General features: G+C 61.5%; 32 protein-coding genes. 13 read left to right on the top strand and 19 right to left on the bottom strand.

Annotation, left to right across the window (positions count from 1 at the left end):
- Window positions 1-8: 8 nt before the first annotated feature.
- The 19 genes from AC56LG_RS10070 to AC56LG_RS09980 all read right to left on the bottom strand — a co-directional run bounded on the left by AC56LG_RS10070 (window position 9) and on the right by AC56LG_RS09980 (window position 15,872).
- A complete protein-coding gene (locus AC56LG_RS10070; RefSeq protein ID WP_497165980.1) occupies window positions 9-374 on the bottom strand; it encodes a DUF1799 domain-containing protein in 366 nt (121 codons plus the stop codon).
- On the bottom strand, window positions 374-730 hold the full coding sequence (locus AC56LG_RS10065; protein WP_497165979.1) for a hypothetical protein: 357 nt from the start codon (window positions 728-730) through the stop codon (window positions 374-376). Before AC56LG_RS10065 ends, AC56LG_RS10070 begins: the two co-directional genes overlap by 1 nt.
- Window positions 731-800: 70 nt before the next feature.
- Window positions 801-1,772 (bottom strand): phage tail tube protein, encoded by a 972-nt coding sequence (locus AC56LG_RS10060; RefSeq protein WP_497165978.1) that lies wholly within the window; start codon window positions 1,770-1,772, stop codon window positions 801-803.
- 3 nt (window positions 1,773-1,775) lie between these two features.
- Entirely contained in the window at window positions 1,776-1,925 is a 150-nt protein-coding gene (locus AC56LG_RS10055; protein ID WP_497165977.1) for a hypothetical protein, read from the bottom strand.
- Window positions 1,922-2,359: a hypothetical protein gene (locus AC56LG_RS10050; RefSeq protein WP_497165976.1), complete on the bottom strand. Its 438-nt coding sequence runs from the start codon at window positions 2,357-2,359 to the stop codon at window positions 1,922-1,924. The genes AC56LG_RS10055 and AC56LG_RS10050 overlap by 4 nt, the downstream gene beginning before the upstream one ends.
- Window positions 2,356-2,652: a head-tail joining protein gene (locus AC56LG_RS10045; RefSeq protein ID WP_497165975.1), complete on the bottom strand. Its 297-nt coding sequence runs from the start codon at window positions 2,650-2,652 to the stop codon at window positions 2,356-2,358. Before AC56LG_RS10045 ends, AC56LG_RS10050 begins: the two co-directional genes overlap by 4 nt.
- Window positions 2,653-2,659: 7 nt before the next feature.
- The gene (locus AC56LG_RS10040) at window positions 2,660-2,992 is read right to left on the bottom strand and encodes a DUF2190 family protein (RefSeq protein WP_192051842.1); all 333 of its coding nucleotides are present in this window, start codon (window positions 2,990-2,992) and stop codon (window positions 2,660-2,662) included.
- A gap of 36 nt (window positions 2,993-3,028) precedes the next feature.
- Window positions 3,029-5,104: a prohead protease/major capsid protein fusion protein gene (locus AC56LG_RS10035; RefSeq protein ID WP_497165974.1), complete on the bottom strand. Its 2,076-nt coding sequence runs from the start codon at window positions 5,102-5,104 to the stop codon at window positions 3,029-3,031.
- Window positions 5,105-5,170: 66 nt separating this feature from the next.
- Window positions 5,171-6,643 (bottom strand): phage portal protein, encoded by a 1,473-nt coding sequence (locus AC56LG_RS10030; protein WP_497165973.1) that lies wholly within the window; start codon window positions 6,641-6,643, stop codon window positions 5,171-5,173.
- Entirely contained in the window at window positions 6,643-6,855 is a 213-nt protein-coding gene (locus AC56LG_RS10025; RefSeq protein WP_192051844.1) for a phage head-tail joining protein, read from the bottom strand. The genes AC56LG_RS10030 and AC56LG_RS10025 overlap by 1 nt, the downstream gene beginning before the upstream one ends.
- A gap of 120 nt (window positions 6,856-6,975) precedes the next feature.
- A complete protein-coding gene (locus AC56LG_RS10020) occupies window positions 6,976-7,983 on the bottom strand; it encodes a hypothetical protein (protein ID WP_497165972.1) in 1,008 nt (335 codons plus the stop codon).
- Window positions 7,984-8,088: 105 nt separating this feature from the next.
- Window positions 8,089-8,448: a Mor transcription activator family protein gene (locus tag AC56LG_RS10015; protein WP_497165971.1), complete on the bottom strand. Its 360-nt coding sequence runs from the start codon at window positions 8,446-8,448 to the stop codon at window positions 8,089-8,091.
- The gene (locus tag AC56LG_RS10010; protein ID WP_497165970.1) at window positions 8,379-10,376 is read right to left on the bottom strand and encodes a phage terminase large subunit family protein; all 1,998 of its coding nucleotides are present in this window, start codon (window positions 10,374-10,376) and stop codon (window positions 8,379-8,381) included. The genes AC56LG_RS10015 and AC56LG_RS10010 overlap by 70 nt, the downstream gene beginning before the upstream one ends.
- Entirely contained in the window at window positions 10,373-10,939 is a 567-nt protein-coding gene (locus tag AC56LG_RS10005) for a hypothetical protein (protein ID WP_497165969.1), read from the bottom strand. Before AC56LG_RS10005 ends, AC56LG_RS10010 begins: the two co-directional genes overlap by 4 nt.
- A gap of 151 nt (window positions 10,940-11,090) precedes the next feature.
- A complete protein-coding gene (locus AC56LG_RS10000; RefSeq protein WP_497165968.1) occupies window positions 11,091-11,846 on the bottom strand; it encodes a hypothetical protein in 756 nt (251 codons plus the stop codon).
- A gap of 277 nt (window positions 11,847-12,123) precedes the next feature.
- Window positions 12,124-14,910, bottom strand: coding sequence for a DUF5906 domain-containing protein (locus tag AC56LG_RS09995; protein WP_497165967.1), 2,787 nt, complete (start codon window positions 14,908-14,910; stop codon window positions 12,124-12,126).
- Entirely contained in the window at window positions 14,897-15,091 is a 195-nt protein-coding gene (locus tag AC56LG_RS09990) for a hypothetical protein (protein ID WP_497165966.1), read from the bottom strand. Before AC56LG_RS09990 ends, AC56LG_RS09995 begins: the two co-directional genes overlap by 14 nt.
- Window positions 15,092-15,135: 44 nt before the next feature.
- Window positions 15,136-15,579, bottom strand: coding sequence for a phage regulatory CII family protein (locus AC56LG_RS09985; protein WP_497165965.1), 444 nt, complete (start codon window positions 15,577-15,579; stop codon window positions 15,136-15,138).
- A 71-nt stretch (window positions 15,580-15,650) separates the two neighbouring features.
- Window positions 15,651-15,872: a helix-turn-helix domain-containing protein gene (locus AC56LG_RS09980; protein ID WP_497165964.1), complete on the bottom strand. Its 222-nt coding sequence runs from the start codon at window positions 15,870-15,872 to the stop codon at window positions 15,651-15,653.
- 42 nt (window positions 15,873-15,914) lie between these two features.
- On the opposite strand from AC56LG_RS09980, the gene AC56LG_RS09975 reads away from it, so the two are divergent.
- From AC56LG_RS09975 to AC56LG_RS09915, 13 genes are all read left to right on the top strand, one after another.
- Window positions 15,915-16,667 (top strand): S24 family peptidase, encoded by a 753-nt coding sequence (locus AC56LG_RS09975; RefSeq protein ID WP_497165963.1) that lies wholly within the window; start codon window positions 15,915-15,917, stop codon window positions 16,665-16,667.
- A gap of 954 nt (window positions 16,668-17,621) precedes the next feature.
- Window positions 17,622-17,777 (top strand): hypothetical protein, encoded by a 156-nt coding sequence (locus AC56LG_RS09970; RefSeq protein WP_497165962.1) that lies wholly within the window; start codon window positions 17,622-17,624, stop codon window positions 17,775-17,777.
- A complete protein-coding gene (locus AC56LG_RS09965) occupies window positions 17,777-18,448 on the top strand; it encodes a hypothetical protein (protein ID WP_497165961.1) in 672 nt (223 codons plus the stop codon). The genes AC56LG_RS09970 and AC56LG_RS09965 overlap by 1 nt, the downstream gene beginning before the upstream one ends.
- A gap of 244 nt (window positions 18,449-18,692) precedes the next feature.
- Complete coding sequence (locus tag AC56LG_RS09960; protein WP_192051858.1) at window positions 18,693-18,881, top strand: hypothetical protein; 189 nt, start codon at window positions 18,693-18,695, stop codon at window positions 18,879-18,881.
- A gap of 18 nt (window positions 18,882-18,899) precedes the next feature.
- On the top strand, window positions 18,900-19,250 hold the full coding sequence (locus AC56LG_RS09955) for a YfdP family phage-associated protein (protein ID WP_497165960.1): 351 nt from the start codon (window positions 18,900-18,902) through the stop codon (window positions 19,248-19,250).
- On the top strand, window positions 19,247-20,071 hold the full coding sequence (locus AC56LG_RS09950) for a DUF2303 family protein (RefSeq protein ID WP_497165959.1): 825 nt from the start codon (window positions 19,247-19,249) through the stop codon (window positions 20,069-20,071). Before AC56LG_RS09955 ends, AC56LG_RS09950 begins: the two co-directional genes overlap by 4 nt.
- A gap of 14 nt (window positions 20,072-20,085) precedes the next feature.
- On the top strand, window positions 20,086-20,469 hold the full coding sequence (locus AC56LG_RS09945) for a hypothetical protein (protein WP_497165958.1): 384 nt from the start codon (window positions 20,086-20,088) through the stop codon (window positions 20,467-20,469).
- Between the two features lie 10 nt (window positions 20,470-20,479).
- A complete protein-coding gene (locus AC56LG_RS09940) occupies window positions 20,480-20,971 on the top strand; it encodes a hypothetical protein (protein WP_497165957.1) in 492 nt (163 codons plus the stop codon).
- Between the two features lie 31 nt (window positions 20,972-21,002).
- Window positions 21,003-21,365: a hypothetical protein gene (locus tag AC56LG_RS09935; protein WP_497165956.1), complete on the top strand. Its 363-nt coding sequence runs from the start codon at window positions 21,003-21,005 to the stop codon at window positions 21,363-21,365.
- Complete coding sequence (locus tag AC56LG_RS09930) at window positions 21,362-21,781, top strand: hypothetical protein (RefSeq protein ID WP_497165955.1); 420 nt, start codon at window positions 21,362-21,364, stop codon at window positions 21,779-21,781. Before AC56LG_RS09935 ends, AC56LG_RS09930 begins: the two co-directional genes overlap by 4 nt.
- Before the next feature lie 306 nt (window positions 21,782-22,087).
- A complete protein-coding gene (locus AC56LG_RS09925) occupies window positions 22,088-22,417 on the top strand; it encodes a hypothetical protein (RefSeq protein ID WP_497165954.1) in 330 nt (109 codons plus the stop codon).
- Window positions 22,418-22,642 carry a helix-turn-helix transcriptional regulator gene (locus AC56LG_RS09920; RefSeq protein WP_497165953.1) on the top strand — a complete coding sequence of 75 codons (225 nt, stop codon included), beginning with the start codon at window positions 22,418-22,420 and terminating at the stop codon, window positions 22,640-22,642. It begins immediately after the preceding gene.
- Between the two features lie 105 nt (window positions 22,643-22,747).
- Window positions 22,748-23,791 carry a hypothetical protein gene (locus AC56LG_RS09915; RefSeq protein ID WP_497165952.1) on the top strand — a complete coding sequence of 348 codons (1,044 nt, stop codon included), beginning with the start codon at window positions 22,748-22,750 and terminating at the stop codon, window positions 23,789-23,791.
- Window positions 23,792-23,821: the final 30 nt, after the last annotated feature.

The raw sequence follows: 23,821 nt of genomic DNA, 5'->3' as shown, positions 1-23,821 counted from the left end.
GTCTGCCGTTACCTATCTCGTCGTTTGGCCCACTCATCGAGTGCGGCAAATTCCATCGCCTGGAGCGCCTCGAAATATCGTGGCTTGTCTTTTTTCTTGATCAATCGGCTGTCCATGCAGACCTGGACCCCCTGGTAGTCCAGCCGCGTGCGGATGCCGTTGTCGGTGAACCACTGCGTCTGCACTGAGAGCCACAAGCTCCAGATCCCGCAGTTTTCCGGCCAGAGGAAGAATTCATCCTCGAGCGGCGCATCGTCGCCAACCACGTAGAAGCCGAATCCGGCCGCGTCCGCGTCGAGGCGCGCGGCGGCCGGCGGATCGTCAGCTGATGGGAACCGCAGTTCCCCGCCAGCCAGCAACCGCGCGGCTTCCACTAGTTTTTTGCTTTGGCGGCCACTTCCTTCATGTAGGAGGTCACTGCGATGTCCAGGACGTTGGGCGTCTGGAACATGATTTCCTTGGCTTCCTGGTCGCACGGCGCGGGCTGGCCGGTTTCGTCGAGTACAAAGGTCTGGTTGACCCAGCCTTCGGTAATCCGGATCATCGTTTCCTGGATCTTTTCGTTGGTCGTGATGCCGTCGCTGTTCTTGTTGCTTGCCTGGAATTCATCCACGGACAGGCGCTCGCAGGTGAGCGAGAAGTTGAAGCGCTTGGTCTTTTCGCCGTCCTGGATCTCGAAGATCATCGGGACGCGGACCAGATTGCCGACTGCAAGTTTGTATTTAGGCATGTTCTTTATTTCGATAAGTAGGTGGAGGGTGTAGCAAACCAGGTGGCGCAGCAGCGTGCGCCATTCCCGTTTACAGGCAGACCAGGCGAATTTCATCGTTGCCGGCGACTGGGATGAACTTCAGATCAAAGCCGACGTAGCGGATGCCCTGGACATCGTTTTTCTTCGGGTTGGACAGCTGCACGGACGGGCCGTAGATCAGGATGCTGTTGCCAGTGACCAGGCCGATCTTGAGGGCGACGCTGATCTCTTCGCCAGCACGCACTTTCGCCAGCATGGCCACTTCCTGGGCGGCGGTGAGCTGCAGCTCGGTCGAACCGGTCACTTCGCGGTCGGTGATGTCGGCCTCGTTCAGGCTCAGGTTCGAATGGAACTCGACCTTGTTGCCGAGGTTGACGTCCAGGCCCGTGCTTGGGTAGACGGTGCCGCCGTCGATCGCGCCAGCCGCGTAGACGCCGCCGAAGGTCATGTCGACCACGTTTTCCTTGATCATGGCGACCGGCTTTTTCCATGCCGACAGACTGGGAACCGCGTTCGACTCTGCGCTGATCGCACCGGCCACGCCGGTGAATTCATACTTCAGCGAAGGCGTGCCGCCTTTCTTCGCCGACAGGGACATGTTGCCCATCGAGCCGATCGCTTTATGCAGGACACCGTCGTCGTAGTAATAGATCGTGGCATCCTTCAGGCCGGTCGAGACTGGCGTGTATTCGACGCGGTTCGGCACGGTCAGCGCGCCTTCGGCCATGGCACAGGCCATGTTCAGCTTGCCCCAGGCTGGCGGCGTCGCGGCGGCGCCAGACCCGGCCAGTGGCACGGTGATATCGATCTTGACGCTGGCGGCGCCCATCAGGTCGGCGCTTGCACCGAAGAAGCCCTTCATGGTGGGGTTGGCGATCTTCTCGAGCTCGAGCGGGGTGATCGACATCTCCGAGATCAGCACCGCATTGGCGGCGCCGGTCGGTGCGGCATCCTCGCCGGCGTTGGTCGCGATCTTGACCAGGATGACGGTGTTGCGGATGCGACGGGTAGTTGCGCCCATGGCTTATTCCTTCACTTCAGGTGCTGGTTGATCGACAGGGTCGTTCGAGACCCATTCCCACTTCGTACGGTCGAAGGTCCAGCTGCCGCCGCTCGGGGGCGGCGGGATCGGCCGCGAGTCGGCGACCACTTGTTCTTCGTTTTTCGTTTTCATTCTTGCTCCAGGGTGGAATTGCTGGTTCGGTGTTCTGCGATGTAGGTGATGCGCACCCATCCGGCTTTCTTGCCTTCGGACGTGTTGTCGGCTTCGACGCCTGCGATCGCCAGGTCGCCCACGAGGCCGCCGAGCGTTGCGTCCGCCGCCAAGCGGGCGAACACCGCTTCGAGCAGCGGATCGACGGCCAGGTCGCCCGTCTCCGTTACGCTGCGCGCGAAGCAATCGACGGTGATCCGGCTGCTCCAGTCGATCGGGCCGCCGTGCATGACGCCGCGGTTCGGCAGAGACTGGTCGAACTGCACGCTGATGGCCCGGTCGAGTGTCTCGGGGATGGCGTTCGAACGCGCGCGGTAGATGGCGTCGCACACGGCCGGGGCTTCCGACAGCTTGGCCATCACTGCGGCGACGATGCCCGAAAACGCTGTCGTCACTGGGCGCACTCCACGGTCAGGATCGTCATGCCGGTGCCGTCAGGAGCAGGCAGGACGACCATGTAGGGCACGCCGTTTATCTTGATGAGTTCGTCCACCAGGTTCGCCGGCAGGCCCGCGCTGGCGACCTTGACGGTCGGGCTGGTGTCCGCCGCCCCCGGACCGCCGCCAACGACAACGGACGGACGCTGGAAAATCCCAGGCACGACCGTGCCAGCGATGCGCACCTCGGCGTTGGCCAGGTGCCGCATGATGGCGGCGTTGGTGACGGCCTCGATGGCGGCGAAGTTCATGGGCGACTTAGCGGATCACGCCGTCGAGGCAGACGCGCGCGACGCTCGCCGCCCCGCCCTTGGCTTCGGTCAGGGCGCCGACCAGCGTATTGCCGGCAGCGGTCGTGGTGATCTTGCGGGCGGCGTTGTCCCAATAGACCTTGGCGCCCTGGGCGGCCGCGTCGGCGGTGACAGCGGTGATGTCGAAGACGCCTTCGCGGTCGATCTCGACCGGCTGGCCTTGGAGCGCGTCGCCCGCGGCGATGCCGAACAGCGCGCCGACCAGCACGCCCATGCCGCCACTGAGGCCGTATGGGGCGGTGACGGTGATGACGCGGCCCTTCTGAATTTTGTTGCGCATATGGTTTCCCTGGTTGATGGTTTCGGTGAAGCGCGCTTACGCAGCGGCGCCCTTGTACAGGCCGCGGTGGTCGACCGCCTTGGCGGCGAAGTCGAGGCGGCATTTCCAGGTGACGCCGTCGACCTCGAAGCCGGCCTGGCTTTCGATGACCGGACCTTCGGCGCCGTCCAGGTAGCAGTACTCGACGGTGTCGATCTGGCTGTTGTTACTGGCCAGGTACCATTCCTTGTCGCTGGCGCCGTCCAGGATCGGCTCGACGATCGGCTCGACCGCGGTGCGGCCGCCGCTGCGGAATTCGTTGATATCGCCCTGCTTGGCCGGCACGTAGTTCGCACTGGTGAGCTGGTAGGCGTCCTGCTCGAGCGAGACCGGCACGATCAGGAAGTTCGGCGACAGGTTCAGTTCTTCGCCCTGCAGGCCCTTCTGCAGGCGCATCGCGGTGCGGCCCGCTTTCAGCGCGGCCAGCTGCAGCGCCGAGCCGGCGCCGGTGCCGAGGTTCTTGTGGTCTTCGTGGAACAGGGCCTTGCCGTCGCCCATCGCAGGGTTGGCGGTCAGCTGGCTGTACACCAGGCGGTTTTCCAGGCGGCTCGAGCTTGCGCCGAACGCGGTCACCAGTCGCTCGAAGGCGCGCAGGTCGTCGTTGATGATGGCCTGGCGGGTGAGCGAGACCATGCGACCATAGGTGACCAGCGCGTAGCTGGTGGCGCCGTCGACCATCGTGCCGTACTTGAACTCGCCGTGCTCGTTGGTGCGCAGCAGTTCCGGCGCGCCCGACAGCTGGACGATGTTGATGTTCTTGAAGTCCGGGGCGTTCGGAGCGCGGCGGGCCCAGCGCGTGTAGGTGCCCTGGTTTTCTTCATAGGCCGAGCGCATGCGCTTGTTCGCCACGTTGGCGAAGATGTTCGCGAAGTCGCTGGTGCCGTGCATGCCCGACCGGTATTGCAGCACTTCGGTGGCCAGACGCAGGCGATCCATGCCGCGGGTCTGGATGCCACGCGATTCGAGGAAGTCGCGCCCGATTTCCAGCAGGCTCATGCCGCGGTACTGGCGGCCGTTGTCGGTGAGCTGGGCGCCCGCGTGCACGCGGTGCATCATCGCTTCTTCGATACCGGCCATACGCACCTGCTGCTCATCGCCCACGACCTGGATGCGGGTGTTGTGGTGGCCGCCGGCGGCGGCGTCGCTGCGGGCCAGCTCGTCCAGCACTGCGCTGCGCGCCTGATCGACGGAGTTACCGCTTCGGATCAGGCCCGCTGCCAGGTGACCCACATTGTGGCGGGTGCAGATTTCGGTAATGTCGGCCGCACGCGCGGCTGCATCGGTAGCGGCACGGGTTGCCGCGTCTTCACCGGCTGGCGGACTCGCCGGCGCGGCGGCGGCCGGAGCAGGTGCTGGAGCGGCAGTGCGGGTTGCATCGGTAGGCGCTTGGGTCGAGGCGCCCGACTGGGTCGTGGACATAGGATTTTCCTGTGATGGTGGAACAGACGATTGGGCGGGCGCCCGGGTAAAGAATTCACACGGCGTGCCATTGGTCGGTGCGCTGCGCGTACTTGCTTCAGCGTCGAACGGGATGCCGACAAAGCTGAGCTCATGTGGCTGCCACGACACCGCGCGGTAGAGCGGGAGCGTGCCGCCGTCGGTACGATCGATGGCGCGCGTGATTTCGTATTTGGTAACGACGTAGCCAACGGAGATCGAGCGGATGATGCCGGCCTTGATGTCGTTGACGATGTCCGCGATCTCAGCGCGCTTGGACAGGCGCAGCGTTGCGGTACCCACACCATTCTGGATATCGCCACGGATGGCCACGCCGAGAATCGCGCCAACCCCGCCATAGGTGCGGTGGCTGTCGAAGACCTGGATGGTGCCCGCATCGAAGCGCGTCATGTCGACCGCTTCCGGTGTGACGGCCAGCTCCTCTTCATACTGGGTTTCGGTCCACCAGTCGTAGCGGCGTCCGCGGGCGCCCGTGGTCCAGACCACGTCTACCGTGTTGTCCTGGTCGTTGAAGGTACTGGGGACCAGCTCGGCCGCGCGCGTAAGCATCGGCATGTTCCGAGGATCGGTCGCGGTCCGGGTGGCGTTCTGCGGTTGGGTCGTGGGCGTCGTCATGCACCCATTCTGCGGATTGCGTTGTCTCAATTCTCGGAAAACTGAGACAACTTTTCCGGCCGACAATCAGACCTGTTTCGCAGGCTTGGCCTTGGTGCCTTGCTCGGTCGGCATGTTCCCGCGTTGCATAAAGAGCAGCACGTCGAGAATGCCCCGGCCCTGGAGATCCTTGATGTCGGACTCAAGCTCGGCGAACACCACCTTTGGGTCGTAGCCGCGCTGCCGCAATTTCTCGCTGATGCTCGACAGGCCCGCGCCGATCTCGGCCAGGTCAGCCTGTACATCCTGCTCGGGGTTGACGTAGTCCCACTTCGGCGGGCTGAAGTCGACCGACTTGTCGCGGCTCTTTACCTTGCCGGCCAGGTAGGCCGCTTCGACGAACGCGCCCCACAGCGGCTCGAGCAGCTTAGGGATCAGGACCAGCCACTGCAGCTGCTGGACCGAGCGCCGGAAGTCGAGCAGGCGCACGCGCGCGCTGCTGAAGTTCACGCCGGTCATGTCGCCGGTCAGCATCTCGTAGGGCACGCCGATGCCGGCGGCGATCAGGTGCAGCTGGTACTTGACGTAGTCGACATAGCCAGGCGCCGCCTTCGGCTCGACAACGGTGAAGTTCATCCCGGCCGGCATGCCGACGACAGTGCCGCCGCCCAGGTCGCCCAGGTCACGCGCGCCCTGGCCCTCGCCGGCGCCGCCCAGCCCGGCGGGGTTTTCCATCTGGGTCATATCGCCGCTGGCCAGGACCGACAGGCGCGTCTCCAGGTTCTTGCGCGCCAGCTCGGCGTCCTCGTACAGCTGCAGGTCGCGCACACGCGAAATCACCGACGCGAACCGCGAGAAGCCGCGGCCCTGCCCTGGCCGCTCGGGCGAGAACAGGTGCACGATGACGTCGGCCGAGACGCGCTGGCTTTGCGCGCGCCCGCGCACGGTACTCACCTCGCCAGGATGCTGGTCCCACAGCCAATACGCTGCCACGGCGCCGAGCGGGCTGTACTCGATGCCGTTGATGATCGTGTTGCCCTGGTAGGTGCCGGTCTTGCTGTCGTCGAGCCAATCGATTTCCAGCAGCTGCAGCTGCAGTGGTACCGGCAAGCCATCCGAAGCGCGCCGCCAGCGCAGGCGCACCAGCACCTCGCCGTCCTGCTCCATCGCCGTGTCGGCCGCCTTGGTCAAGCCGAAGAAATCGAAACGACCGTCGGCGTCACAGACCTTTGACCATTCGGCGAACAGCTTGTTGAGGACGTCCTTCTCGCGCCCGGTGGCGCGCGGCAGGATGCCGGTGCCGACCGCGGCAGAGACCAAGCCTTCCAGGCCGGCGCGGATGTAGGGCACGTTCTGCACCAGGGCGCGGGCCTTGGTGCGCACGGTGCGGGCGTCGGCCTTGTGGTCGGCATTCGCGCTCGCGCCGGCGCGCCGTGGCCGCCAGGCATCACGCGGGCTGGCCGCTTCGTACGCGCGGGCCAGTTGCTGGCGGGCGAAGTGCCGGGCGATGCCGGCGTGCGGGCTGACCCAGCCGACGATCCGGTCGAGAACGTTCGGCATCAGTCGCCCCTGGAAGTGGTGAAGTTGAAGCGGAAGACGCCCGGGCCGCGCGTGCGGCCCGCCGCGTTGACCACCGTCGCGACGTGGTTGCGCGCGGCGATCAGGGCGGCGGTGGTCTGGTAGGTAATTTTGCGCCCGTCGAATTCCACCGACAGCGTGCCGGAGGCGATTGCGGAATCGAGCGCGTCGAGGTCAGTTTGGGAAAGGGCCATGCCGCCAAGGGTAGCGTCATCGCAGTCTCAATTCCCGGAAAATTGAGACAATTTTCACCTTACTCTCTCCCACCTAAATCACCTAGACAGGATTGAGAAAAGTTATCGCAACAACAAATATTACCCGTTTTTCTTTTGAAATAGATCCGAAATGATTTTAAGCATATCAGTCTGCGACGATCGATCAACCCTTACTTTTTCAAGCTCAACTGTTGTCTGATCCTTCGAAATGATATGGTTTCTTTCAGTTTCTGAAAGGACGGCCAGAACTTTATTGATTGCCGCAAGATCATCCAAATTCAGCGCAGCAATTAGCGCAACCTGTTTTGACTCAACGTTTGTAAGCTCATTTTGAAAATATTTGATTTCCTGCAAATTATTCCTGTACAAACTCAAGAAAAAATAGGCAAAAATTTCGATGAATACGACTAGCGTTAGACGAGGTAAAAAGTGAGTCGCAAACGCCCAGATATCTTTGTTTGCAGTCAACTCCGAATAAACGCTCGTACCAAGAATAGCGATCCCAACAATTGTAGTAATTGCCCCAAAGGCTAAGTTAATATTTCCTCTCCGCCCAAGAGCGGCTAGCTCTCGCTCTAAACGAGCGCGAGAAATCCCAAGCATTTCTCGCACGTCACGTTGCTTAGCGGACGCTTGCAGTTCTTTATCTGCATTAGCCTTAAACTCCGCAAAAATCTGCGAATTGGTTTCGGCAGCAATGCTTGCACGTAATTGATTGGTGATTTTCTTTCGTTCCTCTTCAGTAATTATCCCTGCAGGTTTGTTGTCTAATTGAGTCAAGATCCATCTTACTCTCGCGCTGTTTTCTCTCAGTTCCTCTTGAAGCTCACCAATCAAACGTTCTATCGGCGCCTCCGTTATTTCAGCCATATGATCACCAATAAAACCCTTAAAGCCCACCTGAAGGTAAGTCATAAGAACCATAAAAGCCGAGAACGCTATAAACGTGTAGCCGAGTATGAGCCAGATCTCAGCCCTAAATGGATAAAAATATAAGACCTCGCGAAACTCGTTTACAAAAGCCACAGTAAAGAAGCCGGTTGCAGCCGGCAGCACCATGGTAACCAGACGCTTCCGGCGGGCCTTTTCTATTGCGCTATTGTTCATAGGAGTCAAATTGCATAAAGTAAAGATTGATAGTTTGCACTACATTAATAAGGAAGTCCACTGGGTAGTTCTAGACAACAACGGCAAGACACGGCTGACGTGACGCTACTTTCTCCCGCCGTCCTGCTTGATGATTCTATATACGGTTGCTCTACCTATGTTTAGGCGGCGAGCGACCTCGGCAGCATTACGGCCATTAAACATTGCCAATACTTCCTTAGTTATGCGCTCGCGCTGCGCAGTAGAGCGCTGAGGGATGTAGATTTCGATTCCACTAAACTCGCGCCGCACCTCTTCCTTCAGCACGGCCGCGCGCGGCGCGAAGTCCGGAAACTCGGCTGCAATGAACGCGAAGATGGCGTCGACCAGGTCGGGGTTGCTGAAGACCTCGTTCGCTACCACTGTCTCCCGGCCGGCCGGCGCGGCATGCTGGTTGTCGACGTGGATTTCGGTGTTGGCGGCCATGGTTCGCTTTTCGTTTCTTGTACTGGAGTGGATGCTGCTGGTGCGACAGGTATTGCTGGTGGCGGGTCGTCTGCTGCCGGTGGTGCCGGCGCCTGTTCGAACAGGTCGGGCGTGTCCGGATCGACGAAGTCGCGCAGCACCTTCCACTGCGCCGGCGTCTTCTTGTGCAGGCCCAGGTACTGCGCGCAGGCCACGCCGTACACCATCAGGTCGCCCGCCTCGTTGCGGTCTGCCTTTTTCTTTTCCCAGACCCGGACCTTGCGCCCGCGCTTGAAGGCGGTAACGCAGTATTCGGCTGTCAGCTGCTCGTAGTATTCCTTCGGCAGGTCGTTCGGGAAGTGGATCGCGCCCGGGCCGCTGGTGAGGTGGTAGCGCGCGGCCAGGTAGTCCTTGGCGGTGTCGGTACCGATCAGCCACAGCTTGGCGCCATGCGGCATCACCTTGCCCTGCCAGTTCACGTCGACCAGCGACGGCTTCGCGCTCAGGATCGGTTTGTTCAGCGTCGAGGCACCCTTGATGGCGTACACGTGCCGGTGCTGGCGGGTGCGCGTGAAGTTGTAGACGTCCTGGGTGTTGGCGCCGCCCGAGTCGATGAACACCGCGGCGATCGACAGCATGCGCCCGCCGGCGTGGCGGTACCGGCCGAGCAGTGCCTGGTCGAGCTTTTCCTGCGTCTCCACATCCGACGGCGAGCCGGCGATCACCTGATAGTCGACCACCCAGCTTTCCATGCCCTCGCCCCAGGCCAGCACCTTCAGCTCGAAGCGGTCCGGCTGGGTGTCGACGGTGCCGGTGAGGATCAGGCCGCCCTTCGGCACCTCGCCCATCTTGTAGGCCTCGGCCCGGGCCTGCAGCTCGCCGGCCTTGGTCTGCTCTTTCTTGCGTTCCCAGCAGCGCGCCAGGCGCGTGTTGTAGAACGTGATCATCAGCTCCTCGCTGCCCTCCTCCAGCTTGGCGCGGGCCGCGCGGTACTCGAGCAGCAGCGCGCTCCAGGGGATCCAGCCGTAGGGCGCGAACATGGCGTTGATCGTGAAGCTGACGGTCTCGCCATCACCAGGCACGCCGGCGGACCACAGCCCGCGCGCGAACATGCGGCCCTTATCGGTTTCGACCATGTACGCGCCGCAGTCGCTGCACGGGTAGATGGCCTGGCCGCTGTCGTCCTGCTCCAGACGCTCAAAGACCAGCGGCTGCGCGTGGCCACAGTGCACGCATTCGGCCAACGCCTCCTGCTGCGTGCCCTGCAGGTACAGCGATTCGATAATCGATGCACCGGTGACCGTGGGCGAGCTGGGGAAATAGGACTTGCGATTGCGCTCGAACGTGGTCTGGCGGGCCTTGGCCAGCGCGACCGGGTCGCCTTCGCCGTTGACGTTCGCCTCGGCGCGGTCGACCTCGTCGAACAGCACCCGGCGCGCCGGGATCTCGGAGAGGTTCGCTGCGGCGCCGGCGGTGACGATGTGCAGCGAGCCGCCGATGTATTCCTTCGTGTCGAGCGTGTTGACCGAATCGCGCGAGCGGGGCCCGGCCACCCGCTCCCGCACCTCCGGTACTGCGGCGATGGTCTTGCTCACCCGCGCGCTGGTCCGCTTGGCCAGCTTCCCGGTCGGCAGGATCCACAGGAAGTTCGCCGGCGACTGGTGCACCGTCGAGCAAAACCAGTTCAAGCCCACCTGCGTCTTGAGCATCTGGGAGGCGCCCATCAGCGCGACTACCTTGCACCAGTGCGCGTCCGACAGCGCGATCATCACCTCGCGCGCGTGCGGCGTGCGGCTGGTGCGGTACTTGCCGGACTCGTTCGCGCCGGATTCCTTCGGGATGATCATGTAGCGGTCGGCCCAGGCGTCGACCATCATGTTCGGGTCGGGCATCAGTCCGCGCGCAAACGCCTGCCGTGCGACTCCAGCTGCTGGTGCCAGGCCGATCATTCGAGCGCATCCTCGATCTGGATGGACAGCTTTTCGCTGAACGTGTGCACCATACTTTCCAGCAGCGTGCGGGTCTCGCGATCGATGACGGCCTCGCATTCATCGGCAGTGGTCAGCGGCGCAACGTCGGCAGCGACACGGCGGCCGTAGTTCATCAGCCCATCGCGCAGCGCCCGCGCCACCTCGAACACGACTGAGTCCACGTCCGCTTTGAGGAGGTACAGGCCGGCCATCTCCGCCAGCTTGATCTCGGCGACGGCTGCCTCCGCCGCCTCCCTGCGCGCGCGGCTCGAATCGTACCCAGGGATCTTGGCAGGCGCCTCCGCACCTCCGGCACCTCCCGCGCCCGCCACGCTTGAGGGCTGCGCCCCATTTGCCAGCAGGTCAGGCTTGTTGCCCTTCGCGCGCTTGCGGGTGTTGGTCTCGTAGCGGTGGGTCGCATATTCGGCATCCACCTTGCCGTCGGTGACCGGGATCTCGCAACGGTCGACCGCGTCATACGCGGACTGGCGGGAAATTCCCACCAGCTTGGCCCACTCGGCAATGGTTGTCAGTTTCGGCATGTGTTTCGGTACGTTGTCAGGATGTTTGTCAGGAAATGTTTTTGGGTTCCGCTAGTGCGTCGTCGAGGCCTGAATTACCCTTGCCTAAATGTTGCTGGGAAGAACCTAACCCCGGGGGGGGTGCCCCTATGCAACATTTACAAGGGGAAACCTACCTTCGGCGGGCTGTCGCCAGCGCCTTCGTCAGCTCGGCATTGAAGTGCCCAGGGAAGCGCGCGCGCGCCGTCGCTTCGCCCACCTCGAAGAACTTGAAGATCGGCCGGTAGTTGGCACGCCTGGCAAAGATGAAGACCGGCTTGACGGTCGTTCCCATGCCCACCTTCTTCTTCATGTACACCCCAGGCTGCAGCCCGCGGCGCGGCTGGGCCAGCGCGAAGTAGGTGACGCCCTGGCGTGCGATCGTGCGGTTCGACGCCGCGCTACCCGATGCCCGCGATTCGTAGCCGGCGCCGCGCTGCAGCTTCAGCTGCGACAGGATCTGGATGATCTGGCTGCGCTTGACGTTGCCGTTCGCGTCCAGCTGGGCACCCACGGCCGGCACGGCCACCCAGCCGGCAGGCATGAGGCGGGACGACTGGAGCAGGCGTTCCATGCCCTTCTGGCGGCGCTCGCCGGCGAAGATCTGCGGCGCCAGGTAACGGTCTGCCGGCGCACCCTTGCCCGATGGGTTGTCCTTCAGCCAGACGCGTGCCTCCAGGTTGCCGCGCGTGGCGCGCTTGAGGAAGGTGCTGTTGAGGGTGTAGTTGGTCGGCCGGTCGAATGCCCGGGTCATTTCTTTCTTGATCGCGGGCTGGACGTCCTGGGCCGTGCGGGTGAGCGCGACGGCGGCGGCGAACTCACCCTGGCGTCCGAATTCGCGGATGTTCGCGGCGACGTTCGGGAAATTGTGTTCGATGCTGATTCTCATTGGCGACCTTTACATGGGTTATCAGTCGGAGCTTGCAGCCCTGATACGCTGAAACCCGCATGGATACTGTCTCTTAACAGGGTTAACAGGGTTAACGTGGTAGTACTACACACACGAGGATTTACTGAAACGTGGCGATTGAGATTGGAATTCAGTACGTGCGCGCGCTCGACCCCTGTTAACCCTGTTAACCCTGTAGAACCCGCATGGATACTGCGTTTCAGCGTTACAGCCGAGTCCGCTTGTACGTTAGCCCCTGTTATTGGATGAGCGAGTTTCATGCCGTGCCCTTGATCGCGGCCATCTTGTAGAACGTGTTGCACAGGTCGGTCAGCGTTTCCTCCTCCGCCTCGGGGGGCTGGGGGACCTGGAACACCGTCAGCAGCCGCTTCCTGCTCTCGCCTTCAGGCGTGATCCATTGGCGGCTCTTCGGCACCCGCTGCGCGATCAGCTCGGAGAACTTCGTCAGGGAGAGCGCCTTGAATCCGAACCGGCTGCAATAGCGCACGTAGATCACGTACAGGTGCTCGGACTGGCACGAGCAGTACGGCACGCTCAGGTCCCCGGCCTGCCAGGCCAGGTAGAACGCCTCCCAGTCCGGCCGGCCGAAGTTGATCATGCGTTCTTTCGAGGATGTCATGACCGGCTTCGTGTGCGGCGTGAAGTCGCCTAGGGGATATTCGAGCAGGAAGGCATAAAACGCTTCGCTCAGCCCGTTGCCGAGCGCATCCTGGATCTTCGCCAGCAACGAGGGGTCGAGGGGATTGCGGGCCTCGGCCACCTGGAAGCGCCGGTCCTCGGGCTCGATCGGTACCGCTTGGAATTCGTTCGACAGCATCACCACGTTCATGTGGTTCGCCTCGGTCCGGTCATCCTTGAACTTCTGGCTGATGGGCATGTCGCGGCCGGTGATCATGTGCTTGATCAGGCCGAAGTGCGAGTACTTGTCCTGGCGCGAAAGGATCTCCTCGAACAGCACGAACAGCTTCTGCGACCGCCAGTGCGTGTATTGGGCCTCGAGCTGATGCTGGCCACCGGTGGCGCCGTGCGCGCCGTAGATCGGTTTGACGATGCCTTCGAAAAACAAGCTTTTGCCCGTGCCCTGCTTCTCGCCGAAGAACAGCAGCGCGGTCTGCATCTTGGCACCCTTGTTTTGCAGCGGGTAGGCCAGCCAGCACAGCACCCAGTGGAATATCTCGTCGCAGTTCGCCTCGCTGCTGCACAGGCTGTGCAGCAGGCCGAGGGCCAGCTGGGCTTTCGCCTCGTCCTTCTTCGGCGTGAGGGGGAAGCCCTCGAACATGTTGATGTGCGTGTCCAGGTCGACACGCTGGGTTGGATCGAACACCAACTTGTCGAGGTCGATCTCGCGCCGCATGGGGTGGCCCAGCCAGCGCGTCGCCAGATCCGAGCCGCGCGCCAGGGTCATCGCATCGTAGGCGATGACCGTTCGCTTGTCGGCGTCCCACACGGTCTTGGTTCCGTACAGCAGGGTGTACCGCTCCAGCATCATGACGATATGGTTGTCCGCCCCCGCCCCCGCCCCCCCATCGTCGACGGCGACGCCGCGGATCGTCTTCGGAAGGTTGCGCGGACTGATATTGCGGCGATCAGGATGCGACGACCAGGCAAGTGCGCCTTCCCTGCCGACCATGTCGACGAACGCGGGCCGCTTCATGCGCAGCTTGTTCAGCGAATCCCAGACGTCGGTCGAACCCTGCACCAGGGCGCAGTGCGCAATTGCCCACTGCAGCGTAAAGATGCCCGTCATCACCGGCGCCTCTGGTCCAGAGGGAGCGGGGGAAGTCGGCTGGGCGCCCTGCACAGGAAGGGAGGCGGGAAACACGTCGGCGACATCGCCGAGCGGCACATCGTCAAAATGCGCTGGAATGTCATCGCCGACTGCGGCGGCCACCGCTTCGCCGATGAGGGCGCGGGAGCGCGCAGCGACCACCTGGTCGCGGACGGTCTCAAGCGATTCGGCCAGGTACAGGTCGTTGAAGTCGCTCCACTTGTCGTCGACGCGGTCGGCGAACTGGGGCCAGACCACGGAAGCATTGCCGACAGCGCGGGCTGCGGCACGGGCACGCGAAATGCCGGCATTCTCGAATTTGCGCAGCGAGACCTGCCGGCCGGCGCGGATATCGGCCTCGATGTAGTCGGTGCCGGTGGCGTCCTTGCGCCAGGTGGCGCGCACGCGCACGATGTCGCCGCCTTTGGACTGGATCTCGTGATCGGCGCCGTCGATGACGGGAACCCACTCGGCGTCGAAATCCTGCTGCAGGGCTTCGGCCAGGCGCGCGACGATGCGCATGTCGTCGTCGGCCAGGAACAGCAGGTGCGCATCCGGGAAGTCGCGCCGCAGCTGCTGCGCAACCGGCAGCAGGTTGCCGGCGTTGAAGGCGACCATCGCCGGGGTGTCGAAGCCGGTCGCCATGCGCACGGTTTCGACCGTCGCATAGCCCTCGCCGATCTCGATCAGCGGCGTGCCGGCGGGAGCGGTGCCGAGGAGGCAGCAGGCGCCGATCATGTCGCCGCCGGTGCTAAAGCGCTTCGCCCCGTCAGCCTCGATCCGCTGCAGCGCCGACAGCGTCGCGCTGGCGGTGCTGTATTTGCGCGCGGGTACCAGCAGTTGGCCGCTTGCCGTGACGCGCGTGCCTTCGGTGCCGACGCGCTTGCGCTCGAGGTAAGCATGGCTTTTCTCGCTGGCGCCGCGCCAGTCGGCACGGGCGCGGCCTGCGGCCAGCTCGGCGGCGCGGCGTTTGCGCTCCTCGGTAACGCGATGGTGCTCGACCTGCTTGCGCTCGGCCTCGGCGCGCTCCGCTGGCGTGACTCCTTCCCAGTCGATCGTGACCGGTACCGCGTTCTGGTCCTGGCCCTGCCAGATGCCATAGGCGCCGGTGACGACACGGCGGCCGCTGCTGAGCGTCAGCTCGCGCAGCACGTACCAGGCTTTCTTTGCCCGCCCGAAGCGATGGATCTTCCCGTCGAGCAGCGGGTGGCCAGACGGCAGGCTCGGCAAGCCGGAGCCGGTCATCTGGTCGATGACTTGCTCAAGCGTTGCCATACTCAGCCTTTTCTTGCAGCAGTTCGATCAGCATGCCCTGGTAGTGGGCCAGGACGCGCAGGCTTTCCATTTCCGTGCGCAGTCCCTTGCGGATGTGACGGCGCTCAATCGGTTTCCTTGCCGTATCGTGTGGACGGTCGTTTTCGTGTGGCGTATTTTGTAGCGGGGCGTTATTTTGCATCGTGCTTTTCTTTGGGGGGAACAGGGGCAATAGGAGAGCGCGATTCAGCGCTGCGCCATCCCGCCGAGGCGAGCGAGTACGCCTTCCAAAGCGCGCTGGGCGAGCCGCACCTTTTCACGAATCCGATCCATCTCGGCCTGGGTGAGGTGCCCGTCAGCCAGAGCCAGGTTGATCTCGGTACCGACTTCCCCGTTCGTCTGCCACACTTGGGTGATCATCTCGAGCACGGCCATGTCCCCGGCGCTCGCGCCCTCTTCCATACGCACGCACACGTAGCCGTGATTTGCAGCCAGGGCATGCAGAATGTCGTGCACGCCGGTGAGACCCATCAGCCGATCGGCCTCATCCAGCGACGGCTTGTTGGTCGTGCTGTTCGGGTTTGCCTTGTTGCGCAGGATGGCCGCCGACATGCCCATGCGCGGCGCGATCGCCTCACAGCCGCCAGGGGCGCCGTGGACAGTTTTGTGGAATGCGTCGAGATGGTTCATGCGGGAAACCCTTCAGAAAATGGTGTATTAGGACTGCTCTGCTGCAATGATTCAGTTATGGAAACGTCAACTCACCCTTCTTTGTCACCTGACCGCCGCATTAGCGCCTCCGCACAGTGGACGCCATGCAACCTCGTTATGGCGGTAAGCGTAGTGCTGAGACACCTTGCCTGCCCGTTCAGGATGCGATTGACTGTTGGCTGGGACGTCTTGATCTCAGTCGCCAGACGGGTCTCGCTCCAGCCAGTCGAAAGCTTGAGTTCGCGGAGAAGGGTCGAAGGGTCTTTATCCATGCCGACAGTCTATACACGAATGGATAGAGTCGCAATACTTAAATGAATAGAGCCTTGCATCCGATTTATACGCGTGCGTATAGTCTGCGAATGACAATTGGACAAAGACTTGACGAGGCAATGAAAGCGGCTGGGATACCGTCGCAGAACGCACTGTCGCGGCTTTCAGGGATTCCCCAGCCGACGATCAACCGAATACTGAAGGGTGTTGGGAAAAAGGGACCGGAAGCACATACTGTGACTTCCCTGGCCGAGGCATGCAATGTTGCGTTCCAGTGGCTGTATGAAGGCATCGGACCGATGCAACGACAGGCGCGACAGGACACAGACGAAACGGCAGCGGCTGCAATCCGCGTAATCGTGGATGAAAAAGACAGTGGGAAGTTTGTAGGGGTGCGAATGCTGACGCGGGTGATCCATGCAGGCGTGGATGGAGTCGATGGTGATTTTGAATACGAAGATGGGATTGCCTTAAGCTTGCCACTCGACTGGGTCCAAGGGAAACGGCTCGACCCGGCAAAATTGGTTGCCCTCCGGGTGAAAGGCGAAAGCATGTACCCGACCATGCGGGAGGGTGACGTCGTAATCGTGAACACTGCTGATCGTCAGCCGCTAGACGGAGAACTGTTCGCCGTAAATCACCACCATAAACCGTTGGTGAAACGGCTAGAACGTGAGGGAAACAGATGGCACCTGGCATCAGACAATCGCGCTCCCGCATATGGCCGCCGCCCCGTTGAAGAAGACACCGAAATCGTTGGTCGCGTGGTCCGTATGCAAGTGGACTTCATCTGAAGGCGCAGGCGGCTGAGATCGATCCTTATGGCGCCCCGATCATGGTTGTTATCGTGGACTCAGCATATACGTCAGCCGCCCCCGGTGACCAGCTCCTCCGGCGACTTCAGCCATACTTCCCTACGCATCCAATTATGCTGGTGTCGGTAGAGCCAAACGGCTACCGAGCGTACGCTCCGTTTCAGACACACCGCCTGCTTGCCCTCATCCAGTTGGAAAATCTGACACTATCCGAGGTCGACCTAAGCCTACCGCCGTCGAGTCCAGACGAGCCTCTGCCGTTCTAGCAATAATTGGCGAGATTGCGTGATCAAACACCCTCTATAATTGATCAGCGAACGGCACGCTTAGATGCCGAATCCTGACTGGAGACATCATGAAATATTTTGGGATCCTTATCTTGGTGGCCGGCCTGCTTCTAGGAGGTTATGCGTTAAACATGGACGTCGGCATTGACGTTCCTGCTCGCGATCTCGGATATGGCGTTACGACGCCTGCCATGACCGTCGCAAACGTTGACAGAATGGCGCAGCGACAGAATCTACTTATTTTTTCGGGCGTCCTGGCAGTTGTCGGCGCCATTCTTACTGGCTTTTCTTCAATGCGCCCAACCGGGGCCGATACCGCCCCCGGCCCAGTTCGTACCCAGCCGGCTGTCCCGCTAGCGCGAACTATACCGCCAGCCCAGGCACCGACTGCGGTGACTATTTGCCCCAAGTGTCGAAGTATGGCAAGTGGCGATGCAAGCGACTGCGGTCGGTGCGGAGCGAACCTCTCAAGCGCTTAAAGATAATCCGTCAACAACAAGCCTGCCATGCGCAGGCTTTTTTTTCGTCCGCAATCGTCTCGGGTCCTCCTCGCGTATAACCCGCACCACAATTTATCCATTCGCGTATTGCGCATTCTATTCATTCGTGTATATTTATCTCCACGATATATACCTGGAGATAGAGGATGCGCACCTTCCACGTCATCGTCCGCGCCGCCGGACACCCAACCGAATACCTCCGGGACGACGAGTCCCAGTCCGCGGCTGAAGCCTGGGACCGCGCAGCTGAACGTTTTGGCGATGAGCCATGCGGCATCACCGTCATCGCGGGTGGCCGCTAATGGATATCCCGAACATGGTGTTCCACACCGGTGCGGTCAACGCGCTCGCCGATCTGGGCGATCGCCGCTTAGGCGTATTCAACACCGGCCCAGCCACGATCACGTCCCTGCGCAAGGCGATCATGGACTGTGCACACCAGGCTACGGCTGCCGAGCCAACCGATAGCGACCGCCGCCTGCACAGCTTCATCGCGAAGCTGTCCGGGACCATGGCGCACATGGGTGAGGTCGAACTGGACGCGGTGCTCTGGAACCTGATGGCGACCACCCAGCCGCCGGCTCCTGCGACAGGTGAGCCGGTGGTAAGCGACGTCCAGCTCGGCATCGACTGGTGGAACAGCCTCACGGAAGAGCGCCGCTCCTACTGGCTGTCGAAAGCCGTGTCCGCCGTGCCTTACGCCGCCTGGATGGCCTTCCGCGCCGCCGAGAACGACCTGGCGGTGGACGGCTCACTGCAGGTTGTTACCCCCGACCGACTGATCATTGATGAGATTGACCGGTGCAGCACCGGGAACCCACTTGATCAGGTAATCGCGGAACAGCCTGGCCTTCTCAGGCGAGAACTGGACTGCCAGCCAGCCGGCACCGGTGTGGCGAAGCCAGAGCCGGATCCCGCCATCAGCAAGGGCGGCGAAGGTGATGTCCGGATCACGCTGGACGACGACCGGTGATCGGGCGTGTGCGTCTGCAGCTGTTGGAGGCATAGGGTGAACAGCAGGGTCGGTCTTGCTCCGCGCGGTCATGAGCGCCGCGATCAGGATTTCAAGGTCGGACACGGTCAGCTCCTTGTCGAGACCCACCTGCACACCCCGCGCTACGTCGGACAGCTTCATTCTGACCTCCTATCAAAAATGATGAGTTTCGATTTTCGCATGGCTGGTAACCGCCTCGAATATTCGCGCAACAGGACCTGACATGCACCGCATCTCGCCCGACGCCGCCGCCCTGGAAGTCGCACACCACATGCTGCGCACCCCGCAGCCGCTGGACGAGATGCTCAAGAACCCCAGCCTCAAGATCATCCTCGAGGCAGTCGCCCGCCGGCATATGCAGCGCCGCGCGCGCATCGACGTGAAGAAGCTGCAAGCCAACGACAACGACTAGAAAGGATCACCCCACCCCATGAGCAAGAGAGCATTCGCCGTCTTTTTGCAGGAGCTGCGCGACGGACGCACCCATGCCGAGCTGAGCGACCAGCTGGCCACCCTCCTCGAGAAGGTGAAGGAAACCGGCAAGGGTGGCGAGCTCACCCTGAAGCTGAAGGTCCGCCCTGCCGGCCGCGGCGCCGACGTCGACAAGATCGTGATCGCCGACGCCGTCACGATCAAGCTGCCGAACCCCGAGCGCGGCGAGGACTTCTTCTGGCTGACCGACGCCAACGACCTGTCACGCAATCACCCGCGCCAGGGAAACCTCGAACTGCGCGACGCCACCCCATCCCAACCCACCACCTTTAAGGAAGCAACGAAGTGAACGACAACAATAACGGCCTGGCCCAGGCCATCCAAGAGATCGGCGCCCTGGCGAATGCAGCCGCGGCATTCCAGGAAGTCGAAGGCACCACGCACCTGGTGGTGCCCGAAGGCTACAAACACATCGACCTCACCGGCGCGATCGAGAAGATCGGCGACGGCCCACGCCGCAAGACCGGCACCGTTCACCTGAGCGAGATCGCGAGCTTCAACGTGTTCTGCGCCGACCAGGGCGAGACCGGCCAGGTCTACATCTACGCGGATCCAGAAGCGCGCACGCTGACCGCGGTGCTGAACGATCACGTGCACGGCGACGAGGCGGCCGGCTGGCGTGACTACCTCGCCATCTTCAAGGCCGAGCTGAGCCGCGAGTTCGAGACCTGGATGCGCCACAACAAGAAGGTGATGGAACAGGAAGAGTTCGCCATCTTCCTCGAAGACAACATCGCCGACGTGGTCGAGCCGTCGGGCGAAACGCTGCTGCAGGTCGCGCTGACGCTGCAGGCCAAGACCGAGGTCAACTTCAGCAGCCAACGCCGTCTCGACAACGGCCAGGTGCAATTCACCTACAACGAAACCATCGACGCGCGCGCCACCGGCGGCTCAATCGAGATCCCGCGCGAGTTCGCGATCGGCGCCCGCCTCTTCAAGAACGGCGACGGCTACAAGGTACGTGCGCGCCTCAAGTACCGCCTGGGCGCCGGCAAGGTCAAGTTCTGGTACGAGCTGGACCGCGCCGAGAACGTCATCGAGGATGCCTTCCAGGCCTACGTCAACCAGGCACGCGAGAACGGCTTCACCGTCCTCTTCGGCAAACCGTAACGAAAGACCCTGCCATGCACAAACGAGCATTCCAGAAGGACGCGCGCATTCCGATGACCGCCGAGACCTACAGCCGCCTGGCGCTCCAGCTGCGCATGGCAGGCGAAGCACTGATCACCCATCCTACCCCGGACACCTACAACCAGCTGACAAAGATGCTGGCCACGCTGGTGCGCGCGAAGATGGACAGCCCGGCGATCGACGACGCGAACAAGGCCCTGTCGGACATCTGCGATCGCTTCGAAGAGGAAGGCCGCATCCACGTCACCGACGACGAAGCCGCGCGCATTCGCCAGGCGGTCGCACGCCTGGACAGCCAGCTGCCGAACGTGGCAGTCAACCACTTCCGCCAGGCCGTAGCCGAGGTCGAAGTCTTTTGCGCCAGCGTCGGCGCGTAGGAGCCACAACATGGACATGCGAACCTGCGGCATCACGACCATTGCGATCGACTGGCACCCGGTGGCCAGCGGCTTTCCGGATGACGACACGACCGTCCTGGTCGCCCTGGACGACAAAGAGGTGTACACGGCCTACCGCGACGGCGGCATCTGGCGCGAGATCGACTCCTCACCGATCCCCGATGAGTGCGTCACGCACTGGGCACACATGCCGGCGTCACCCACCGAGGAGCCCGAGGCGCCCCAGGAAGCACTGCTGCCGCTCGACGAACAGACCTTGATCATCTTAGGGCGCCCGAACTTCGCTTGCATCCGTACGGCGCAACGCCTGCGCGAGCTGGGGCACCGCGTCGAGCGGAAAGCCGAGCACGAGCAGGCGGCTGTCATTCACCTGCACCTGACCATGTACCAAAAACACGGCGCGGCCTGGCTCGAGCACACGCTCAAGTACCTGGAACAGGATCAACCGGTGGCTGCTGCTGCGCAAGAGGTACCGGCGTAATGAAGCGCGACATCGCGACAAAGGCAGCAGCGTGAGCCAGCTCGCCCTCTTCGAACAAGCACGGCCCCGCTACGGCATGCCGGCCGGCGTGTACGCGCGGTACGAGCTGGCGTTCTCCTCGCCGGTCAAGCTCGAGCTCGAGGCCAGGTTGAACGAGCGCCCGGGCGAATGGTTGGACTGGAATGACTTCGCCGACATTCGCGATCGCCACCAGATCGGCTTCTGCATGGGCCACGTCCTTCACCGCCTGGTGAGCGAGGGTCGCGCGCTGGACAAGGAGGTCTATTTCGGAGCTGAACGCCCAGGTATGCCGGAGCCGTTTCTGGGTTCAGAAGTGTTATGGGGATCGGTCCTGTGCGGGCCGGCGCCCGAAAAGAAAACGAGGAAGAAATGATGAGCACCACAAAAACGCCAATCGCATCTGCCGCGGCGGTCTTGCCGCCAGACGTTCGCGCGCTGCTGGTGGAGATGACCACGTTCGCCGGAACCCTGGTCAGCGGCGACTACTTGGTCAAGCGCGCGGCTGCATTGCTTGGTCTCCCAGATCCGCAGTACCAGGTGCTCTGCTTCGCTGACGTGGTCGCGGACACGATGGACCACGCGCAGCTGCAGGCGCTGGGCCAGCAGCAGAAAGGCGGCACGCTGGGCATGGCAGAGACATTGCAGGAGCGTGAGCGCTTCGAGGCGCAAATGCGTACCGAAGGCGTCGAAAACTTCTCACGCCGTTCGAGCGGCCGCTACGACAACATGGTCCTCGAGTGGCACTGGCTGGGATGGCGCGGCCGTGCGCGCGCAGGAGCCGCATCGTGACCCGCCAGATCAGCAGCTGGGACCAGCGGCGTCTGGCGGCAGCGTGCCTCAATCCAGGTGCGACGATGGGCCGGCACGCAGGCATCCAGAGGGAAAGCCCGGTGGGCGCCTACTCGCCGATGCGCAACTGCCAAGGCCCGTGCCGCAGGCGCCGCTCCCATACGCAGTTCACCGGCACGAACACGAAGTGCAACCAGTGTGTACTCCGGACGCCGAAAGCCCCCCGATGTGATGGCTGATGCACTCACAGAAGCTCCACAGAATATTCGTGAAATTTCACGTTAATTCCTGACGCGAGAAACGACCATGACGTCCATTAACACGGGACCAGAGCCGGCGAAAGGCTCGAAGAGGAAAGGCCGGCCACCGACCGGAAAGGCGCTGAGTGGGTCCGAGCGGCAGGCGCGCCGCCTGGCAAAGCTCGAAGCCGAGGGCAAGACCGTACTGCCCCAGGCAGTAGTCTCACTCGAAGTGCAGCAGGCCCTCGTGAAGTTCATCCAGTTCAAGCCCATGACGCTCGGCGACGCCCTGGACAGGATTGTCCGCGACAGGCTGATGAGAAAACGTTCGGGCCGCCGCAAGCCCAAAGCGAAGCAACTGGGCACCAGCCCATCCACAGAACAAACGAAAGCGTAAGTGACCGTGAAGCCCTTATACCTTGAGCTCGAAGCCGTCGCCACTGCAGTCGCCCTTGCGGCGACGACAGTCCAGCGCCTTGTCCGCGAAGAAAAGTTCCCGCGGCCACGCCAGCTATCCGGTCGCCGCGTAGCATGGTTAGTACGTGAAGTCGAAGAGTGGGCTGAAGCGCGACCTGTCTCCGAACTTGCACCTCCACCTAACACAGCACGCCGTAATCATTGAGGCCGGCAGCGCAGCGGAGGAAATGACAAACTCATAGCACTCAGGAGTTTGCGGGATACAATGACCCGGGCTTCCTCCAAAATCCTTTCCCTATCGAGGTGAATAATGCTGCTGTATCAACTACCCCATCGCGAAGTTGCCTTCGAAAAAGATCCAACAGCTTTTGGCTTACCTTTCGAGGTGACGATTAATGTCGACCTTACCCCTCCAGAGCTATTCGGCGACGCCGAATTTACGGATTCTTTACGCGAATTTCCCAATAAAATTGAAAGCCAAACCATTAAGATAAAAGGCGATATTTTTAGAGGAGTATCGCGAACGAGCACAGGTGAACCTGTGCGTTTCGACCCATTCGAATTTAGTGGGAAGTATGGCGAGGCAGACTTAAAAATCACAGGATCACTTGCCACGTTCGAATTCATTTGTGACGATCTAAAGGTATTCTTCTTTGTTGTTCAGTCGATCATCGAAACGTTCCCCGCTTCGTTTTCTGGCATTTCCGTGACGCCCGTTTCAATTCGTAATATGAGCGGGATGGTTAACTCCGTTCCTTTCCAAGTACGACTGAAAGAGGCCCTCGGCGTACCCTTTTCGACCGCGGGTGACACACATCAGAATCTCAAGAAATATTTCCTTGAAACTCTGCCGTCGGCCCTCGATTGGCCTATTCAAATCGTCTCTGGCATCCGGTATCTTTCGCAGTCTTTCTTGTTGGAATCAGTCTCTAACTATAGCTACCATTTCTATGCTGAGCGAATGCTGAACGTCTGCAAAGCTGTAGAATCTCTAACGTTAGAATTAGGGCCAAATGTCGACGACATGAAGAGATTGCTTCGCAAATGGTCAGTGCATGAAAGATTTATAGAAATATTTGCATCAATCCGATATTTGCGAAATAAACTTGATGTTGGACACATAGCTTACTCACCCATCAGTGAAAATGCTTTTCGGCAAATAATGTACTTTCTCCCCATGGCGGAAAAATGCACGCAAAGATTAATCGTAACAGCCATTCGTGAATTCAATAAGAATCCAAATGTTTACAGAAAAGTTAAGCAAGAAATTGATGACCCAGACGTAATAAAAAAACTTGCCAAATACGACGATATAATTTTCGGTACCGACGGTGGATTATCAGACATCGGGTAGGTTTTCATTTTATATTTTAGTAAAGCAGCA

It is taken from the genome of Telluria sp. ZB2R32, assembly GCF_059685715.1.
This window is presented reverse-complemented; position numbering and strand designations above follow the sequence as displayed.

Excerpts from the sequence above, each read along its gene's own strand:
- AC56LG_RS10065 (WP_497165979.1), bottom strand. The coding sequence starts at position 730 with ATGCCTAAATACAAACTTGCAGTCGGCAATCTGGTCCGCGTCCCGATG.
- AC56LG_RS10060 (WP_497165978.1), bottom strand. The coding sequence starts at position 1,772 with ATGGGCGCAACTACCCGTCGCATCCGCAACACCGTCATCCTGGTCAAG.
- AC56LG_RS10055 (WP_497165977.1), bottom strand. The coding sequence starts at position 1,925 with ATGAAAACGAAAAACGAAGAACAAGTGGTCGCCGACTCGCGGCCGATC.
- AC56LG_RS10045 (WP_497165975.1), bottom strand. The coding sequence starts at position 2,652 with ATGAACTTCGCCGCCATCGAGGCCGTCACCAACGCCGCCATCATGCGG.
- AC56LG_RS10040 (WP_192051842.1), bottom strand. The coding sequence starts at position 2,992 with ATGCGCAACAAAATTCAGAAGGGCCGCGTCATCACCGTCACCGCCCCA.
- AC56LG_RS10035 (WP_497165974.1), bottom strand. The coding sequence starts at position 5,104 with ATGACGACGCCCACGACCCAACCGCAGAACGCCACCCGGACCGCGACC.
- AC56LG_RS10030 (WP_497165973.1), bottom strand. The coding sequence starts at position 6,643 with ATGCCGAACGTTCTCGACCGGATCGTCGGCTGGGTCAGCCCGCACGCC.
- AC56LG_RS10025 (WP_192051844.1), bottom strand. The coding sequence starts at position 6,855 with ATGGCCCTTTCCCAAACTGACCTCGACGCGCTCGATTCCGCAATCGCC.
- AC56LG_RS10020 (WP_497165972.1), bottom strand. The coding sequence starts at position 7,983 with ATGAACAATAGCGCAATAGAAAAGGCCCGCCGGAAGCGTCTGGTTACC.
- AC56LG_RS10015 (WP_497165971.1), bottom strand. The coding sequence starts at position 8,448 with ATGGCCGCCAACACCGAAATCCACGTCGACAACCAGCATGCCGCGCCG.
- AC56LG_RS10010 (WP_497165970.1), bottom strand. The coding sequence starts at position 10,376 with ATGATCGGCCTGGCACCAGCAGCTGGAGTCGCACGGCAGGCGTTTGCG.
- AC56LG_RS10005 (WP_497165969.1), bottom strand. The coding sequence starts at position 10,939 with ATGCCGAAACTGACAACCATTGCCGAGTGGGCCAAGCTGGTGGGAATT.
- AC56LG_RS10000 (WP_497165968.1), bottom strand. The coding sequence starts at position 11,846 with ATGAGAATCAGCATCGAACACAATTTCCCGAACGTCGCCGCGAACATC.
- AC56LG_RS09995 (WP_497165967.1), bottom strand. The coding sequence starts at position 14,910 with ATGGCAACGCTTGAGCAAGTCATCGACCAGATGACCGGCTCCGGCTTG.
- AC56LG_RS09990 (WP_497165966.1), bottom strand. The coding sequence starts at position 15,091 with ATGCAAAATAACGCCCCGCTACAAAATACGCCACACGAAAACGACCGT.
- AC56LG_RS09985 (WP_497165965.1), bottom strand. The coding sequence starts at position 15,579 with ATGAACCATCTCGACGCATTCCACAAAACTGTCCACGGCGCCCCTGGC.
- AC56LG_RS09980 (WP_497165964.1), bottom strand. The coding sequence starts at position 15,872 with ATGGATAAAGACCCTTCGACCCTTCTCCGCGAACTCAAGCTTTCGACT.
- AC56LG_RS09975 (WP_497165963.1), top strand. The coding sequence starts at position 15,915 with ATGAATAGAGCCTTGCATCCGATTTATACGCGTGCGTATAGTCTGCGA.
- AC56LG_RS09970 (WP_497165962.1), top strand. The coding sequence starts at position 17,622 with ATGCGCACCTTCCACGTCATCGTCCGCGCCGCCGGACACCCAACCGAA.
- AC56LG_RS09965 (WP_497165961.1), top strand. The coding sequence starts at position 17,777 with ATGGATATCCCGAACATGGTGTTCCACACCGGTGCGGTCAACGCGCTC.
- AC56LG_RS09960 (WP_192051858.1), top strand. The coding sequence starts at position 18,693 with ATGCACCGCATCTCGCCCGACGCCGCCGCCCTGGAAGTCGCACACCAC.
- AC56LG_RS09955 (WP_497165960.1), top strand. The coding sequence starts at position 18,900 with ATGAGCAAGAGAGCATTCGCCGTCTTTTTGCAGGAGCTGCGCGACGGA.
- AC56LG_RS09945 (WP_497165958.1), top strand. The coding sequence starts at position 20,086 with ATGCACAAACGAGCATTCCAGAAGGACGCGCGCATTCCGATGACCGCC.
- AC56LG_RS09940 (WP_497165957.1), top strand. The coding sequence starts at position 20,480 with ATGGACATGCGAACCTGCGGCATCACGACCATTGCGATCGACTGGCAC.
- AC56LG_RS09930 (WP_497165955.1), top strand. The coding sequence starts at position 21,362 with ATGATGAGCACCACAAAAACGCCAATCGCATCTGCCGCGGCGGTCTTG.
- AC56LG_RS09925 (WP_497165954.1), top strand. The coding sequence starts at position 22,088 with ATGACGTCCATTAACACGGGACCAGAGCCGGCGAAAGGCTCGAAGAGG.
- AC56LG_RS09915 (WP_497165952.1), top strand. The coding sequence starts at position 22,748 with ATGCTGCTGTATCAACTACCCCATCGCGAAGTTGCCTTCGAAAAAGAT.